The 17,923-nt window shown below is 50.2% G+C and carries 14 protein-coding genes; 8 read left to right on the top strand and 6 right to left on the bottom strand.

The window, feature by feature from the left end; translation table 11 throughout:
• The first annotated feature begins 141 nt into the window (after positions 1-141).
• From FOA19_RS18395 to FOA19_RS18375, 5 genes are all read left to right on the top strand, one after another.
• Positions 142-600 carry a DUF4262 domain-containing protein gene (locus FOA19_RS18395; RefSeq protein WP_223808976.1) on the top strand — a complete coding sequence of 153 codons (459 nt, stop codon included), beginning with the start codon at positions 142-144 and terminating at the stop codon, positions 598-600.
• A gap of 95 nt (positions 601-695) precedes the next feature.
• Complete coding sequence (locus FOA19_RS18390; protein ID WP_149092309.1) at positions 696-1,208, top strand: hypothetical protein; 513 nt, start codon at positions 696-698, stop codon at positions 1,206-1,208.
• A gap of 88 nt (positions 1,209-1,296) precedes the next feature.
• Positions 1,297-1,812: a YdeI/OmpD-associated family protein gene (locus FOA19_RS18385; protein WP_149092308.1), complete on the top strand. Its 516-nt coding sequence runs from the start codon at positions 1,297-1,299 to the stop codon at positions 1,810-1,812.
• 311 nt (positions 1,813-2,123) lie between these two features.
• On the top strand, positions 2,124-2,957 hold the full coding sequence (locus FOA19_RS18380) for a Cof-type HAD-IIB family hydrolase (RefSeq protein WP_149092307.1): 834 nt from the start codon (positions 2,124-2,126) through the stop codon (positions 2,955-2,957).
• 81 nt (positions 2,958-3,038) lie between these two features.
• Positions 3,039-3,893, top strand: a complete 855-nt coding sequence (locus tag FOA19_RS18375) for a pirin family protein (protein ID WP_149092306.1) — start codon at positions 3,039-3,041, stop codon at positions 3,891-3,893.
• 418 nt (positions 3,894-4,311) lie between these two features.
• Here FOA19_RS18375 and FOA19_RS18370 read toward each other — a convergent pair whose 3' ends face one another.
• The 3 genes from FOA19_RS18370 to FOA19_RS18360 form a co-directional block, all read right to left on the bottom strand.
• Positions 4,312-5,232 carry a bestrophin family protein gene (locus FOA19_RS18370; protein WP_149092305.1) on the bottom strand — a complete coding sequence of 307 codons (921 nt, stop codon included), beginning with the start codon at positions 5,230-5,232 and terminating at the stop codon, positions 4,312-4,314.
• 276 nt (positions 5,233-5,508) lie between these two features.
• Entirely contained in the window at positions 5,509-6,045 is a 537-nt protein-coding gene (locus FOA19_RS18365) for a hypothetical protein (RefSeq protein WP_149092304.1), read from the bottom strand.
• A 203-nt stretch (positions 6,046-6,248) separates the two neighbouring features.
• The gene (locus FOA19_RS18360; RefSeq protein ID WP_149092303.1) at positions 6,249-7,007 is read right to left on the bottom strand and encodes a DNA repair ATPase; all 759 of its coding nucleotides are present in this window, start codon (positions 7,005-7,007) and stop codon (positions 6,249-6,251) included.
• A 143-nt stretch (positions 7,008-7,150) separates the two neighbouring features.
• On the opposite strand from FOA19_RS18360, the gene FOA19_RS18355 reads away from it, so the two are divergent.
• From FOA19_RS18355 to FOA19_RS18345, 3 genes are all read left to right on the top strand, one after another.
• Positions 7,151-7,558: a 6-pyruvoyl trahydropterin synthase family protein gene (locus FOA19_RS18355; RefSeq protein ID WP_149092302.1), complete on the top strand. Its 408-nt coding sequence runs from the start codon at positions 7,151-7,153 to the stop codon at positions 7,556-7,558.
• Positions 7,551-8,216 carry a GTP cyclohydrolase I FolE gene (gene folE / locus FOA19_RS18350; protein ID WP_149092301.1) on the top strand — a complete coding sequence of 222 codons (666 nt, stop codon included), beginning with the start codon at positions 7,551-7,553 and terminating at the stop codon, positions 8,214-8,216. The genes FOA19_RS18355 and folE overlap by 8 nt, the downstream gene beginning before the upstream one ends.
• Before the next feature lie 142 nt (positions 8,217-8,358).
• Positions 8,359-9,273: a TIGR01777 family oxidoreductase gene (locus FOA19_RS18345; protein ID WP_149092300.1), complete on the top strand. Its 915-nt coding sequence runs from the start codon at positions 8,359-8,361 to the stop codon at positions 9,271-9,273.
• Between the two features lie 223 nt (positions 9,274-9,496).
• Here FOA19_RS18345 and FOA19_RS18340 read toward each other — a convergent pair whose 3' ends face one another.
• The 3 genes from FOA19_RS18340 to FOA19_RS18330 all read right to left on the bottom strand — a co-directional run bounded on the left by FOA19_RS18340 (position 9,497) and on the right by FOA19_RS18330 (position 17,752).
• Positions 9,497-12,748 carry a T9SS type A sorting domain-containing protein gene (locus FOA19_RS18340; RefSeq protein ID WP_190300461.1) on the bottom strand — a complete coding sequence of 1,084 codons (3,252 nt, stop codon included), beginning with the start codon at positions 12,746-12,748 and terminating at the stop codon, positions 9,497-9,499.
• 1,453 nt (positions 12,749-14,201) lie between these two features.
• Entirely contained in the window at positions 14,202-16,529 is a 2,328-nt protein-coding gene (locus FOA19_RS18335) for a penicillin-binding protein 1A (protein WP_149092298.1), read from the bottom strand.
• A 257-nt stretch (positions 16,530-16,786) separates the two neighbouring features.
• Positions 16,787-17,752 (bottom strand): N-acetylmuramoyl-L-alanine amidase, encoded by a 966-nt coding sequence (locus FOA19_RS18330; RefSeq protein WP_223808975.1) that lies wholly within the window; start codon positions 17,750-17,752, stop codon positions 16,787-16,789.
• Positions 17,753-17,923 lie beyond the last annotated feature (171 nt).

Below are 17,923 nucleotides of genomic sequence, written 5' to 3'. Positions count from 1 at the left end.
CTTTCTTAGTTTGTACAAATAGAATAAATCTAAAATTACACTGTATACTTTTGTACAAACGCCAGCTGCAGAATGGCTTTGCCGTCACGTACTATAGGCTTTTGGTTTATACTCTTGTTGTGTAAAATAGAATTGTGTAAAATGATGACAGACGAGCAGATTAGAGAATATTTTGAGAAGGTGGATAAAAACATCAATGAATCAGGCTACCACCTTACAAATGTTTTTGCCACAGCAGAGACTCCCTCTTTTTGCTACTCGACTGGAATTTTCAAAAGTTTTAATATCCCAGAAATATTCATCTCATCTCTACCTCCAGGGCTTTGCTCCGAAATAATTGAGAACTACGTGGAAGCTTTCAAAGAGAGTAAAGAGGCAAAACGTAATCAGCGCCTCGACTTTTTAACAGAAAGATTTCCTGTTTACCTTATAGACGTCCCAGTGCCTAGTTTGAAGGAGTATGTTCTATCCAGTATTAAAATCTACGGGGACGAGGAATATAAATACCTACAGGTAATTTATCCTGACACAAAAGGGAATTTCCCCAATGATGCAGGTTATGATTATGACCAAGAAATCATGGGGGAGTTTAATAACTAAAAATTACTCTACACAACAACACCTAAACGCCACAACGGCCTCCATCACCGTTTAGCTTAGTACGTTGGCGGCAGTCATATAATAAATTAGATACAATGGAAATACTACTACGGGCAAAGAATTGGCAAATATTTATCCTTCTGTTTATAGGAATGGCTCTGTCAAACACCGTTATTGAAAATGACCCAACGATTACCTTAATCTTGAATCTGGCAGGTGTATTGGCGTACTTCATTTACCCATTCATCTTAGGATACTCCTTGCAGGACTTTCTCCCGAAGAAAGTGGAGTTGAACAACACCTTCTTCTTGATTAACAGCTTTGTCTGGATTGGCGGTTATTTAGCAACTTCAATAATCTCTGACCGGCAGGGAATGACCTTCAACGGGCTTGCCGCTCTACCTTTCTTCTACATAATGTTTGCCTTTCTTTATTCTCAAGCATTTCCAGCCAAAACACTCAAGTCAATAGAAATGAAAACGGAAGCGAGTTTGGGAGACTACTTCGGTGACTTCATGCTAATCCTGTTCTTACCAATTGGTATCTGGTTTCTACAGCCTAGAATCAACAGAGTAATAGAAAAGGATAAAGAAAAAGTCACAGCATAAAAAACCCAGCCGACAGGATCGTCCCTTCTTAAATAAGGCTGTTCTCATTTCACTAAGACCTATTCTTCTAGACCCCACTTTTCCTTCTATGACTCCCATCCACTTTAACACGCACATTGGTAAACTAGAGCACCTCATGGGCACGCATTACCTAGAGATTCCGGCGGAAGTGGTGCAGGTACTGGGTGGTAAGTTCAACGTGCGGCTGCTGGTGACGGTGAACAATGCGCTGACTTACCAAGGCGGTATTGTGGCCTTGGGTCAGGGCCGAGGCTACATCACGCTTACCAAACAGCGCCTGAAAGAACTGGGTCTGAAAGAAGGCAGTCCCGCCACGGTAACTTTGACGAAGGACGAAAGCCAATACGGCACGCCCGTGCCCGAGGAACTCACCGAATTGTTCCGACAGGACGATGAAGGCAAAGCCCGTTTTGACCAACTCAAGCCCGGCATGCAGCGCTACATTATTCAGCACGTGGCGGCGGTGAAAAGCTCCCAACTCCGCATTGATCGTTCTATTACGTTAATTGAAAACCTGAAGCGGTTAAAGGTCGGCCAGGAAACCTTCCGGGAAATTCTGGGACTAGAGGAACGGAAGTTATAACTGGGAGTCCTGAGTTCTGAGTTTTGAATCCTGAGTCGATGTGAAATCTGGAAGGTGTTTAGAAACCATTTCTCTGAAAACGGGTCTTAAACGACAACCCACCCCTACCCCTCCGAGGAGGGGAATTTTCGGCTTAACTGTAAGGGAAATACATGACCCGCCTCAGGTAGGCATTGCCTTACCTCTTACCTACGGACTGATTTAATGCCCATTTTCTAGAAATCAAATCCAAAACGATTCAGAAAACTTTCCTCCTTTCCCCGTTGCCTGCCGTACCTTTGGGGGAACAAACCACCGCATTCCTTACCTGCATGAACATCCGCGCCATTTGCACCGATATTGACGGTACCCTGCTTAACAAAGACCGGGAGCTTTCACAGAAAACCATTGACACCATTCAACGCTTAGATAAAAACCTGCCCTTTATCATGGCCTCGGCCCGCATGCCCAGCGCTGTGCGCCATCTGCAGGAACAACTGGGCATTCTGCACCACCCCATGATCTGTTTCAACGGCGGTTACGTGCTGCTCTACGATGACTCCACCCAGGAGCCCCGCGTGCTGGACACCGTGCAGATTCCGGCATCGGTGTGTTTGGAGATCGCCGAGTTGGCGGCCCAGGGCACCAACATCAACGTGAGCCTTTACCAAAACGATGACTGGCACGCGCCGCAGGACGACCAGTGGACCCAGCGGGAAATCCGCCACACCAAGGTGACGCCTACTATCTCTTCTACCCAGGAAGTATTGCAAACCTGGCAAGCCGCTTCTACCGGGGCGCACAAGGTCATGTGCATGGGAGAAGCCGAAGAAATCCAGAAGCTGTGGGAAGCCTTGGAACCGAGGTTCGGAAAGCAGTTGCACATCTACCGCTCCAACGACCGCTACCTGGAAATCGCCCCGAAAACCATTTCCAAGGCCACCGCTTTGAAGCTGCTTTTGAAAAACCACTATGATTTCGGGATGGAGTCTGTGATGGCCTTCGGGGACAATTACAACGATGTGGAGATGCTGGGCGCCGTGGGCCTGGGCATTGCCGTTGGGAACGCCCGCCCAGAGGCCAAAGCCGCCGCCAAAGAAGTCACCGCCCCCAGCATTGAAGATGGCGTGGCCCTGGCCATTGAAAAACATCTGCTGCAGGCGTAGGCCGCTTTCCCGCAGGTAAGTCAGCTCCTAAGCCTTGCCCTGAGCGGTTTGCGTATACAGCAGGAAATTGAAGGAACCCACATGAGAAGTATTAAGAAAATCCATAAAGCCGAGTACTCGCCCATCGCGGATCTGGTCACGTATTCGCCGCTGCCCTCGCGCAGCCTGCAGCAGATAGATCCGTTCCTGTTTCTGAACCACCATGGGCACCAGGTATACAAACCCAACAACCGCGGATTGCCGTTTGGGCCGCACCCGCACCGGGGCATGGAAACCGTCACGTTCATTCTGGAGGGCGACATCATGCACAAAGACTCGGGCGGGCACGAGAGCGTGATCACCGCGGGCGGCGTGCAGTGGATGACCGCCGGCAAAGGCCTCATCCACGCCGAGGTCTCCTCAACAGATTTCAAGAAAACGGGCGGTCCGCTGGAGATCCTGCAACTTTGGGTGAACCTACCGGCCAAACACAAGATGACTGAGCCTCGCTACGAAGGCCTGCAGCAAGAAAGCATCCCTAGCTTCACCCTGGACGAAGGCAAAGTCACCGTGAACCTGGTCTCGGGCAACTGGGACGGACATAAAGGTGCTTTTGAGACCCTGTCAGACATCGTGCTGAGCACCGTTTACTTTCAGCCGGGCGGAAAACTGAACCTTGAGGTACCCGCTGAGCGGAATATCTTCTTCTACATCATCAAAGGCACGTTGAAAGTGAACGGGCAAGAAGTGCCCTTCAGAAACCTGGTGGAGTTCAACAACAATGCCCCGGAACTGATCCTTGAAGTCACCGAGGACAGCATCCTGCTCTTCGGGCACGCTGTGCCGTTCAACGAGCCGGTGGTGGCGCAAGGCCCCTTCGTGATGAACACCCAAGCCGAAATCCACCAAGCCTACGCCGATTACCAGGCCGGCAAGTTCGGTTCCTGGAACCATTAACAAACGCATCAGACGCCCCCTCTTCGGGCTTGTTTTCTCAAAAACTGGCCCGAAGAGGGGGGGTTGTTTTGGCGATGCCCCTCCGGACTTTTCGCCGCCATTGTTGGTGTTCCCACCAACAATCCAAACGCAGGCGCCTTTCCCCTTGCACACGTACCTCGTTACAGGGTAACAAGGCTACATATTAGGTTCTGTAGCGACGTTACCCTGTAACGTCGTACGCATTCCTTCGTAGCCTGATGGCTGTGGGAAAACACCAACGATCCAGATGCTCGCGTCCTTCCGCTTGCTGGTGAAAACACGCAGCAAGGGCGATGCTATTCCATTGGCTACCGTAAAATGTTCCTAATCCTATTCTTAAACTGGTTATGGAAATTCAGGCCTGAAATGGAATTCCTGTGTCCTTTTGCACAAGAATTTAATCCAGGATAAACTTCCTCTTGGGTTTCAAAGCCTTAGGCACCTCCTGACCGGCCATCTCCAAGAGCGAGGCCTCAATGGTCTGGCTGATGGTGTTCAGGGCTAAATCGTTGGGTTCGGTGCCGAAAGGCTCTTCAATCTCGGTGACAATAGATTCTAAGGCCATGAAGGTGTAGCCTACGAACACCACCATGAGCGGCGTCATCCACCCGATGCTATCCACCAAGCCGAACGGCAGCAGGAAACAGTACAGGTACACGGTGCGGTGCAGTAGCACGCTGTAGGTGTACGGAATGGGCGTACTGGCAATGCGCTCGCAGCCCCCCACAATGTTGGAGAGCTGGTTCAAATTATGGTCAATGGCCGCTTGGGTGATAGAGTCAATGCGCCCAGCTTCTTTCCCGGCCTGCACCCACATCCCCAATTCCTTCAGCAGCAGGATAGGTTTGAAACGGGCTTTGGCCAGCTTCTGCACTACCTCTTGCGGTAGCAGCCGCTGGAAATCTTCGGTTGGGTCTGTTTTGCGCAGCTGGTGTTTGAGGGCATAAGTGAAGGCAATAAGCAGGCGAACAAAGGAAAGCACCTCCGGCGAATCAGCAGAGAGGCCGGTCATCGTGAGCGCCTGACGAGTGAGCGAACGGGTATCAATAAGCAACGCACCCCAGAGTTTGCGGCCTTCCCAGAAACGCTCGTAGCTGGCGTTGTTCCGAAAGCCCAGGAAGATGGCCAGCGCCACCCCCAGCAAAGTAAACGCCGCCGGGTTCAAAGGTATCTTGTACTCAAACAGCCGTCCCTGCACAAACACCACCGCCACCGAAATAAGCAGCAGCAAGCCCAACCTGGGCAGAATGGCCGGTAACACAGAGCCCTTCCAGACGAAGAGCATCTTAAACCAATTCTCTTTTTCTCTTACAATCATAACGCAATGCCCTACCAGCCTCTTTCCGTCTGGCTTGCTTTAGGGCACGCAAAGGTACTGAGCCAAGTTACAAATCTCATCTTTCGGCTGAGATAAGCAGGCTTCCCAAGCCCTGCCATAAATATGGATTGATGTCTGTTTCAGAGGCGTCGTTCAGCAAAATCCTGCATTGGAAGACGGTCTTGTTTAATCAGTTGTGGGGCAGTCTGTCAATACTAGGTTTACACAAAATTGATGATAGGCATTTTTGATACTTTTCTATTTCAAAATGCTGTCTTATCCATCAAGTATGCTGCTTGGCCTGAAATCTCTGTTTGTCCCAAAGTAGATTTCATTTTCGTGGTAAAACAGCATTGCCCATTCCAGACTTACATCGATCACAGTCAGATCGTCAGAAATTGGGTAATAGAAGCTATCAAAGTACTTAACTAATAGTTTCCAAGGCACAATCATTGCCTCCGTTGGTTGCCATGAGAGAAAAACTTCTTTCCCGAATGGGAGCCCACGCTCATAGAGCCATTTCCTTATTTCTTTCTGATTTCCTTCTGCAACTTTTACTCTGTCCACATTCCAAAAGAAGCCTTTCTTGAATGGAGCATCTTCATGAAGCTTGTTTTGATGTATGAAATCCCATATAAACTCAGAGGCATTCTTGTTCAGCGGCTTCAGTTGCTCCAGATGCAAGTCTGGCAGCTTATCAAAATTCTCATCCGTGAACCGCCAGTTCAATGGAAACTGCTCCAATGGAACTACAAAATCTATGATATTGTCAAAGCTAACTTTCATTTTGGTCTTCATTTCAATGCTTACCATCAACTTACTGCTTTAAGGCTGTTTTGACTAAAATAAGCTACAAACGATGATAGGATCATGCCCTTCTCACGGGCAGCAATAGGGGTGAAAATCGAGAGAAACAGCAACCGCTTTGGGCCTGTTTTCGCAAAAACCGCTTTAAAACGGCTGGGCCCGATGTATGTGCTACATCGGGCCCAGCTGTTTATTTCAACGCGTCAAGGTTAGTCAATCTTGTCCATCTTGGCTTTGACAATCTCCACGGCGTGGCGCATGTTCTCCAGTTCCTTTTTGTTTGTTTCCTGCTGTTTCAGGTTTTGCTGCACGTCTTTGTTCAGTTGCTCCAGTTCTTTGGCATTGGCGGCCAGGGCAGCCTCCAGTTCCAGTTTGCGCTGCTGGTTTTTGGTGATTTTGGTTTGGATCTCGTTGGCCTCGCGTACCACCAGATCGGCTTTGGCCTGGGTGTTGTTCACTACCCGCTCGGCATCCTGCACCTGCGCCTGGACATCTTGCTTGTAGAGGTTCCGTGCGAATTGCTGCAGAATAGCCGCGCCGCTGGCCCACTCCCGGGGTGTTTCTTTCTTGCCCAGGTAAGCGTTGCCCATGTCCAGCGACCACCACAGCATGGTGCCTTGTTTAATGGCTTCCACCTTGGAGAAGATCCGGATGGGGTTGCGGCTGATGGTGTCTAGCTGGGCTTTCTCCACGGCATAGATTCCTTTGCCGGCCTGCGCTTTGGCCGTGGGCAGAATGGAAGGCCCTTTCACCGTGCCTCCAGATTTTTCCTTCAAAAAGGTAGCCCACGCCTTCTCCACCACTTTGCTGTCTAACTGAATCATGATGCGCTGCCCTTTCCGGCTGATGCCGTTCACCTCCACCTCAGTTTCCTCTACCGCAGAGCGTTGCGCCCAAGCGGCCGTGGCCATTCCCCAAAACAAGAACAACAGCATTCCTGTTATCACCCGCGTACGTTTGCCTTCCATGTTTACTATCTGCTTTTAATTGGCCGCAAAAATAGTCCAATTATCCGCATAAGCGCTCCGGGCCTAGCAAATTTATACGAGGCACGTATAGTAGAAAAACGCCGAAGGAAAACTAAATTGCTCCTACTCCTGTTTCCAGCCTTATGAATGTGACCGTCTGCCGAAAAGAGAATTTCAACGCTGCCCACCGGCTCCATAACCCAAATTGGTCCGATGAGCAGAACAAAACCGTCTTCGGGCTCTGCAACAACCCCAATTACCACGGCCATAACTATGACCTCATTGTGAAGCTTACCGGCCCGGTAGACCAGGACACCGGTTATGTCTATGACATGAAAAAGCTGAGTCTTCTGATAAAAGCAGAAATTTTAGATAAATTTGACCATAAAAACCTGAATCTGGACACCGAGGAGTTTCAACAACTGAATCCTTCTGCCGAGAATATCGCCGTAGTCATCTGGCAGCGTCTTCGCCCCCACCTCCCGGAAAACTATGCGTTGTCCATCACTTTATTTGAAACCGAAAGAAACTTTGTTGAATACCATGGATAAAAGGGACTGGAACGAGGAAGATCCCGAGGAGGAGCATTTTGCCGGTTCTTTAGACACACCGCTGCGCTCAGATGCGTTTGACCTCACCGATGACCAGAAAATAGACGGCATTGCCTACCACTTCCGGGAAATCATGACCCTGCTGGGCCTGGACCTGGATGACGATAGCCTCAAAGGCACGCCGCGCCGGGTAGCCAAGATGTACGTGAAGGAGATCTTTGACGGCCTTAACCCCGAGAACCGGCCCGTGGCCCGCTTGTTTGAGAACAAGTATGGTTACCGCCAGATGCTGGTAGAGCGTGACATCACCCTTTACTCCAGCTGCGAGCACCACTTCGTGCCCATCATCGGCAAAGCCCACGTGGCCTACATCCCCAATGAGCACGTGATTGGCTTGTCTAAACTCAACCGCATTGTGCAGTACTATGGCCGCCGGCCGCAGGTGCAGGAGCGCCTTACCCGCCAGATTGCCCAGGAACTGCGTGACGTGCTCAAGTCTGAGAACGTGGCTGTGCTCATTGAGGCCGATCACCTGTGCGTCATGAGCCGCGGCGTGAATGACGTGAGCAGTAGCACCATCACCTCTGAGTACTCTGGTTTGTTTGAGCAGGATGTCTACCGGCTGGAGTTTCTGCAGGCCATCCGCAGCCCAAAATAGCGGTCTTCAGTAGAAGGGAAAGATGAATTTTTCAGGCCTGCGTTTTGTTTCCAAGTGATCATTCTTGTAAAAGCAACGACCTTACCTATTTAGGCGATTTACCGTATAAGTTGGTCTGGGCGTAGACCGTAGATATCGCAACATGTCAGATAAGATATTGATTGCCGGGGGCACCGGTTTATTGGGAACACGGCTGTCAGAGATGTTGATTGACGGCGGTTATGAAGTGGCGCATCTTAGCCGCACCCCAAATAAATATGCCCGGTACAAAACCTTTAAGTGGGATGTACAGAAAGGCTATATTGATGAGAATGCCATCCGGTACGCCGACTATATCATCAACCTGGCCGGTACCAGCGTTTCTGGGGAGAAATGGACTATTGCCCGTAAAAAGGAAATCCTCAACAGCCGCACTCAATCTACCAACCTGCTTTGCCAGTACCTGGAGAAGACTCCGCACCACGTGAAAGGTTACTTGGGTTCCTCCGCCGTAGGAATCTACGGGGACTCTGGTGACCGCTTGATGATGGAGGAAAGCACCTATGGGTCTGATTTCCTGGCCGAGGTCTGCAAACAGTGGGAACACGCTTCCTGGCAGGTCCATAACCTGGGCATCAGGACCATTATCTTCCGGATTGGAATTGTGCTCAGCAACAAGGGCGGCGCGCTTCCGCAGATAGCCAAACCGGTGAAGATGCTGGCGGGTGCCCCGCTGGGCTCCGGCAAGCAGTACATGTCCTGGATTCATATAGACGACCTGTGCCGCCTGTGCATCAAAGCCATTGAAGACCGCCAGATGGAAGGGGTGTACAATGCCGTGGCGCCTAACCCTGCCACCAATGAGCAGTTAACCCGCAACCTGGCCAAGGTCATGCACAAACCCATGGTGTTCCCCAACGTGCCGGCCTTCGGGTTGAAGCTGATGTTGGGCGAAATGAGCGAGATTGTCTTGAACAGTTCCCGCGTGAGCGCCACTAAGGTGCTGCAGACCGGCTTTACCTTTGAGTACAACAACATTCAGGAAGCGCTGGAATCGTTGTATGATAAGCACAGTTAAGTAGGAGATACTTTAAAAAGGAAATCCTCCAATGGAGCAAACCATTGGGGGATTTCTTCTTTTAGCCCTTGCCGAAGGAAGGCTCTTCACCTTCTAAGTGCTTGTTTGATTCTTGACCTTGATTTATACTGAGTAAAAGACGTTCGCTGTTTTACGCCCAAAAAACAGAAAATCCCCTGAAAACGAATTCTCAGGGGATTTTCTGTTTATATAATCACTAAGACTAGTTCATAAGCAGAAGCTTCTTGGTGATGGTCTTTTTACCGGTGGTTAACCGGGCAATGTAAACCCCGTTTGGCAAGCCTTGGGCGTTGAACTGCATGGCCTGCGGCACACCACCTTCAGCGTTTCCTACGAAGAGGTGACGTACCAGTTTGCCTTGCGAGTCAAAAATATCCAGGACTGCCTCACCGGTCTCGGCTACCAGGAACTCTACAGTGGTATTCTGGTTGAACGGATTAGGGTAAACAGACAGTTTAGTTTCTTCTTCCAGGGCAGGGGCAATCTCAGCGGTGGCGCTGCTGGTGGTAGCCATCACCATGGGGCCCGTGGCCAGGACAAAGATTGGGGTCTCTGTTACCGTAATGGCCAGTTTACCTTGGTTTGTCTTCACTTTGGTCACGGCAAACGTGCTGCTTCCAATCTTAGGCGTGTAGATGCTGGCAGAGTCGGTTCCCAGGGAAAGCGTGTAGTTTACCCTGCGGTCTTCATCATCAGGCACCCAGCAGGCGAACATGTTCTTTCCTGTGTTATCCTGATATTTGTCAATGCGTGGATCAGAGCTAAGGCGGGCGATCGGCATAAACTCCCCGAACTCAGTTCCTACCTGCGCCATGTAATCGGCGGCGGGTCTGCGTACCAAAGTATTCCGGTCTACGTGGCCGCTGGTGGCAAACTGCGTGGTGTTGTAGATAGAGCCACTGGCGTCATCGTACAGCTGGTAGAAATACAGACCAGATAAACCGGCCATGGCGTAATCGAGGGAGCTTCTCAGGATCCAGTCACCCTGCACCGCGAATTTGTCTTTCGCCCCGATTACTTTGGTTCCCTGGGTTTTGCTGTTCCAGTCATAACCTGTCTCGGTGATGATGATCGGCATGTCACCGTCACCCACCATCTCGCGGTTCATCTGGTGGAACTTGTTGATGTTAAGCGGCGCCAAAGAAAGCTCTGGGGCAACCCCTACCCTTACGCCATCGGCGTACTGCTCGCCGTCAAAGTTGTTGTTGTAGGCGTGGTAGTTGATCTCATCAAAGCAAAGGTTCACTTTTCCGTTGGGCAGGTAGCCTCTGTTCTTTTTGCACCAGTCCACAAGTCCTTGGTAGAAGCCGGTCTTGGTGGTAGCGATACCGGCGGCCACTACTTTCATGTTGGGGTCTGCGTTTTTCACGCCTACGCCTGGCCCCAGGGTGCCCATGTGGCCGTCATAGAACGCGCTCAGGTAAGCGGCATATTCATCACAGTTCTGGTTTGCCTGGCGGCCTTTCCAGTTACGGTCTGGCTCGTTATTGGCCTCCATTTTGGAAATGAGGTTCATTCCGATCTTCACGGTGCTCTTGGTTTTCACCAAAGCCGGGTTCAGACCTGTATTGGAGCCGTACCGGGCGGCAAACTGGAACGCAAGCCGGGCAATCTTGATATAGGAAGTCGGCTTCAGCTTGTCTGCGTTGTAGTTGGCGTTGAAGTAGTTAGTACCGGAGCTGGTCACCGTGGTATAGGTGCTCTTGTACGGCATTGGCGCGTTTTCATAGTCCTTGATGGCCGAAGGATACGTGGCTACCATCCAGCCGGGGATGTTCTTGATGCACACCAGCACTTCTTTGCCTCTGGCTTTGTGGCGGGCGTAGATCTCATCCAGTTTCCAGCTTCCTTTCATGGTTGGGTTGAAGGCATACTCCCCTTCCATGTTGGTTTCCACAATTCCCCAGTCCAGATAGTCTCTCACTACTTTGTAGGGTTCAATGGCGGCTATCTTCTGCACAAGTCTCTCCGCAATGGTGCTGGAGTTATCAGCTGGATAGGTGTTGACGCCCAGCATTCTCTTGAGCGGATAAGCGGGCTTGGTGAAGGTAGGCGGGGTATAAGGCTTGTACTTCCCGTAGAACTTGATTTCGTCTGGAAGCCTTACGCCCCTCTTTTTCCGGAGGATAACGGCACTCACCTTGATTGGAGTGGTTATGGAGTGGTCTAGCCAGACATTGTACTTGCTTCCGTTGTAAACCGGGCCCAGAATCTCTCTACCAGTACCTCTTTCCACGTAGATCGTCTGGATCTCAGAGCCCGCAGAAATGGTATTGTTGCCGTCATAGAAGCTGATGCTCTGTAGTTCCACCTCCATTTGGTCTGGGAAGTTGAATACAACGTCTGCCACAGGCATCATTTCGCCGTTCCCCATGCTTACGGTTTCGTTCACCACGCCATTGAACAGTTTGTCAATGTACTGGGTGCTTTTGTCTTTGTGGTATCCCCAATATCCTTTGTAAGGAATAGTACCGGTTACCAGGGTAGTGGTAGTGGGTGTGGTAGAAGTTACAGTGCCAGCGCCTACTACCAAAGAGCGGGTCACGTTGGCAGCCCCGGAGTAGTTGCCGCCTGCTATTTGTGAGGCGATGATGTTGACAGTACCGGCTCCAACTACGGTTGCTTTCCAGCCCTCGGTGGTCTTGGCCACGGTGGCTACCGCTGGGTTAGCGGATGTGAAAGTAATTGGCGTAGTGGTGTTGGTGCTGGTGGCGCTGATGAGGAAAGAAGGGTCGCCTACCTTTTTATAGGGTAAGGCGTTGAAGGTGATGACCGCCGGAATGGTAGAAACAGACAAAGTGCGGCTTACATTGATAGCGGCGGCATATCCGTTTCCGGCCGGTTGAGAGGCAGTGATGGTGGCAGAACCGGCCTTCAGGATGGTGGCTTTCCAACCTTCGGTGGTCTTGGCCACAGTGGCTACCGCCGTATTGGAAGAGCTGAAGTTGATAGGCGTAACCGTGTTGGTACTGGTGGCTTGCAGCAGGAAAGATGCGTCGCCGAATTTCTTGGCCGGAAGCGAGTTGAAGGTGACGACCGAAGCCAGGGTGGTAGACTGGGTGGTGTTCGTGACTGCGCCTACCGGTTGACCGTAGATTCTTACTTTTTGCGGAATGTTGTTCGCAAACTTCCGGACGATGATGGCATCTGCCTCAGTAAGGGTGCTTGGTTTAATGTCTACCCATTGCAGGAACAATCTTCCGTCAAAGGTGGCCAGAAGTGTCCGCTCAGTGCCTTTTAAAGCGTAGATATAGGCGGGATTGGTGGTAAAAGAGCCTTGGTAATCATAAAGAGAAACCCTTGAGATGGTGCTCCGGCTTTCCAGGTTCAAGACAACATCAATGTATTGCTTGTTGAGGGCGGTCCAGTTATTCTGTACCAGTTTACTGAGGTCATCCAGTAGCCAGGGAGCGTAATCTGTACCAGTATTTAGGGATGGTTTAATGGAAGTCACATTTAGCTTTACCTCTGACGATGTCTGGGCATTAGAACTTCTGGGAATTAAACAGGAGAAAAAGATAGATAAGCTTAAAAGAATGGGTTTGATAGGGTTCATGGGCGCGTGGTAGGTAGGAAAATCAGGTAGAATCCATGAAGGGGGGAGCATGAAGACTTAGTACAAATCAGACGCTGCTTTAAACCTCTAATTATGAGTTAATTAGTCTTATTAGAGATAAATAAAGTGAAGTGAGAGCCCTCGCAGAGAATGCGATTTGAAAAACAGCGCAGGTTTTATGAATTAGATTAATTCAATACATATAATTGTTTCGCTAGTATGCAAGCCTAACAACCTGCTCTAGCAAAATTTTTTCTTAATCAAAAAAACACAATTACATATTCAACCTCCGCATCATTCAGCCAAGCAATTATATTAATAACCTCGTTATTTTTAATTCTGGCAGGGATGGAAGCGTTTTTATATCAAGTAGTTATCGTATATACCGCAAAACATCAAGTGGAACAATCATAAAGAGTGCAATTCTCTCTACTTTTTAATAATCCAAAATTATGGACTAATACAAAACGACGCAACATACAAAATGTAATTTTTCAAATAAAAGGTAAATCTTATATAAAGAAGTTAAACCTTATTTTACCTTTTCACGTAGCGCCGTCTTAAATATTCAGGGAAACAGAGATTTAATACTCGCCCAATTACAGTGGTTAATTATTTGTAAATGAGTCTTCTATTTAGCCTTTATTGCCACTTATAATTTTATCAAGAATAATATTATTCTAATATATAGAAGAAGTATATCTTTATATATTTGAAAGCCAATTAGTTAAGTAAAAATAGCCGCTTTTGTAGAAGTTTAGACTTCTAGCCCACTCACTATAAATCATCTAATTCTGTATTAAGGGTATATTGAATTGCGTTAAATCAACCTGTTTTAACCGGCTGCAGCAGTCTAGATAAGGGAGACAAAAAGTAAATGGCTTTACTTTGCAAGCACCTTTTATAGAGAGGAAGAAATAGATGGACGATGCGCTTAGGTTTATGAAAGGCCCGGCGGAAGCATGCAACATGGGATGAACTCCACTTTCTGTAAGAATGGCCCCTAAAACTGTTTTTGGCTGGAAATAACAAAACCAAGGCAAAAACACCGCAGCCCTTTGCCCATCCCCTTAAAAGCCAAGATTCTCATCGGACAACAGATAAGAATCTTTCCATTTTACCTCAGTTTGGCTTTTTGGCAGCATTTGACCGTATAAATAGCATTACTCACCACCTTGCGCAGCGTTATGGCTGTCCATCGGCGCGTAAATGCAAAATTTACTGGAGGTAAAAGCCTTTGCCACCTGCCAACCCTCCTGATAAGCCAAAAACCCTACAGGAAAGGCGATTCGCTTTCCTGTAGGGTTTTTGGCTTATTATTTAAAGACTCTACTGTATGAAGAGAGACCAGTTAAAATTGAGAGGAGATACTATCATTCAACTGCTCCAGCATGGTATCCACGGCAGTGGTATCCACCACCTTTGGCCTGCGAGGGGGCGCTGGGGTAATGCAGTTATAGGTCTTGCTGATCTTCACCTTAGATTTAGGGAAAGCACCAAGCTTAATCCCCAAGTTTGGTTCTCGGTACACCTTTTCCATGAACCGGCCATAGATGGGCAGTGCGGTTTTAGAACCTTCACCCGTGGCCGAGGTCCGGAAGTGGATACTGCGGTCCTCCCCTCCTACCCAAACGCCTGTCACCAAATCTTTGGTCACGCCCATGTACCAACCGTCTGAGTGGTTTGAGGTGGTTCCGGTTTTGCCGCCCACCTGGTTTCCTTTTTTCCAGAGGTCGTACTCCCAAAGGGCCTGTGAGGTACCGCCCGGTTCTTCCATGGTGCCTTTGAGCATGTGTACCATCAGGAAAGCGGTTTCTTCTGAGATCACGCGTTTCTGCTGCGGGTTAAACTGTTCTACCACGTTGCCGTTGCGGTCTTCAATGCGCATTACCAGCATGGGTTTGTTCAGGAAGCCATTGTTCACAAAAGTGCTGTAGGCATTCACCATCTCATAAATGCTCACGTCTGATGAACCCAAACCAATGGAGGGCACCGCCTCCAAAGGACTGGTGATTCCCAGTTGGCGAGCAAATCTCCTTACGGTCTCCCAGCCAATGGCCTCGGTCAGCTGCGCGGTCACGGTATTGATAGACCGGCCCATCGCGTGCCGCAAAGTCATGTTCTGCCCCGAGATAGAGTAGCTGGCGTTATGTGGGGTCCACTCCATGGGTTTGCCGTCCTCCACGTACTTGATGGTTACCCGCTTGTCCTGAATCCGGTCGCAGGGCGAGTAGCCTCCGTCAATGGCCGCGGCGTACACAAACGGCTTAAACGTGGAGCCCGGCTGGCGCTTGGCCTGTTTCACGTGGTCATACTTAAAGTTCTCGTAGTCAATACCGCCCACCCAAGCCTTAATATGCCCGGTGAACGGATCCATGGTTATCATGCCGGCGCGCAGGAAACGCTTGTAGTACCGCAGGGAATCCATGGAACTCATGGTCATCTCCTTGGGGCCTTTCCAACTGAAGACCGTCATTTTCTTGGGCGTATTCAGCTCCCGGTTGATGGCTACGGTGTCATCGCCGTACTTGGCTTTCAGCGAGGCGTACACGCCGGTGCGCTTGATGGCATTCTCAATAAAACCCGGGATTTCATTGTTCTCATCATCCACCCACGGGTTTTTCCCGCGCCAATGCCCCTCAAAACGGTTCTGCAAGGTCTTCATCTTCTCCTGCAGGGCTTCCTCGGCCAGGCGCTGCATACGCGAATCAATGGTGAGGTAAATCTTGAGGCCATCTGCGTAGATGTCCAGTTCTTTCTCCTCGGCCCAGTTGCGCACAAACTCATTCACCGCCTGCCGGTAATAGGCCGGCACGCCGTCCAGGTGCTGCTCCACGTGGTATTTCAGCTCAATCGGAAGCTGGGACAAAGAATCTGCCTCGGCCTGGGTGATGACCTGGTTGCGGGCCATCTGCTGGAGCACCACGTTGCGGCGGGCCATCGCGTTTTTAGGGTTGAACCGAGGGTTATAGGTGGTGGGGGCTTTCAGCACGCCCACCAGCATGGCGGCCTCCTCTGGTTTCAGCTTGTCTGGCGTTGTACTGAAGAAGGTCTTGGCGGCCACTTTGATCCCGAAGGCATTGCTCCCGAAGTCAACGGTGTTCAGGTACATGCCCAGGATCTCGTCTTTGGTATAGCGCTGCTCTAACTTAATAGAGGTGTTCCACTCCTTGGTTTTGGCCACCACCGTAGACACCAGCGGCACGTGCCCTAAAATCCCTTTGGTATTCTTGGTACGCGTTTTATAAAGGTTTTTGGCTAACTGCTGGGTAAGCGTGGAGGCTCCGCGGGAATCACCTTTGAGGTTGTCTTTCACCGCCGCCAGCACTGAGATAGGGTCAATGCCTTGGTGCGCGTAGAAACGCTCATCCTCAGTGGCCACCAGGGCCTTCACCATCACCGGCGCAATGCTGTCATACGGCACCAAGTCGCGGTTCTCGCGGAAATACCGCCCCACCAGCAGACCGTCTGACGTGTAGATGGTAGAGGGCAGGTTGTTTCTTGGGTTCTCCAGATCGTCTAGCCCCGGCGATTCCCCAAACAGGTACAGCAGGTTGAGGTCAACGGCGACAAAGTAAAGGACAATGAATACTACCCCGAAGACGAAGGTCCTCCAGAGGTTACGAATCCATTTATTGTATTTGGTACGCGGGGGATTTATCTTCTTTATTTCTGGCATGCGGCTAATCACGGGCGCAAAACCCGCTTTCTCAAAAACGCCCAAAGTTACGGGAAAGTGTTGGTTTTCCCGAAGTTGTGCACTTGTTTAGGCGCTCTTTTCTGAGAAACAAGCCAAAAACAGGAAGCGCACCGGGCCTAGGAACAAATCACCGCCTTGAGCGTGCATCCCTTTGCGGCAAGGAGCCGAGGAGCGTCCTATATATAAGTAGACAAGAAGCAAGGCTCTGTGATACCCCTGCACCTAATGACTCCATGCTACTCCAGGCTCTTCTTATAGAGGTGGTACAGCACCTTTTTATCGTCATCGGTGAGGATGCCGTTTACTTCCTTCTGCACGAAATGCAGCTTAAAGGCCTTGATCGCAGCCTCTAGATTCTTGACATCATACCCGATGATGCGGAGCGCGTCTTTGGGCTGGAAGGAAACCGGAATAGTGTCTACCGCCACTACCGCACCGGGAGCCGGAATATCCACCAACACTGTGGTACTGTCTTTGGTCAAGCCCGCACTATCTACGGTTACCGCTATGGAATCCTGGTAAGGCGGGATGATGGACTCGAAAACCGAGTTGCGCACCTTCTCCTCATCGTACCACATCCCAAAACCGGCCTGGGCCAGCTTTTTCCAAGGGAACGTAGGGTTGGGGTCTACCTTGCGGCTAGGCGCGATGTCTGAGTGCCCGATGAAGTTGGCAGCCGGAATGCCGTGGGTTTTCTTCAAAATGGCCAGTACCTGCAAAAGGCTGTTGATCTGCGCCTCGGCAAAGGGCTCAGAACCGTTGTTGTCCAGCTCAATACCTATAGAGGAGGAATTGAGGTCTGAGTTGTTGCCCCACTTGCCCACGCCGCCATGCCAGGCCCGCAGGTAGTCACTGAGCATGTGGTACACCTTCCCGTCGCGGCCAATCACGTAATGGGCACTCACTTGGCTTCTGGGCACCGTGAAGGTTTTGAGCGTCTGCTCCGTGGAGTTCTGCGCCGTGTGGTGGATGACCACGAAGTTGGGTTTCCGGAGGTTGAAGTTGGTGGTACCCACCCATTGGTCGCCCAGTTGGAGGCTGTCCTCGCCGGGGTTGGTAACCGGCGTTGCGCGCAGGGTTTTGGCAAAGGCCTTGGCCTGCTTCTTATAGACCTTGTTGGTGGCGGCGTAAGGATTGCTGGAGCAACCGGCCAAAGCCAGCGACAGAAAAACTGGAAAACAAAGCAGGGCAGTACGTTTCATAAGACAGGTCATTTACCAAGCCAAAGATGCTAAAATTTCCCTTCGTCCGGAAGAAAAGCCGTCGCTCGCCAGTCCGAGAAGATGAAATCTGACGATGCTCAAATTCCTGAAAACGTCCCCATCCACAGCTTAACTTCTTGACTATTTGCCCATTAATGCGCAACTTCATCA

This window comes from Rufibacter hautae (genome assembly GCF_008271695.1).
GTDB lineage: Bacteria > Bacteroidota > Bacteroidia > Cytophagales > Hymenobacteraceae > Nibribacter > Nibribacter hautae.
The sequence above is the reverse complement of the archived record's forward strand: the minus strand, read 5'-3'. Positions and strand labels throughout refer to the sequence as shown.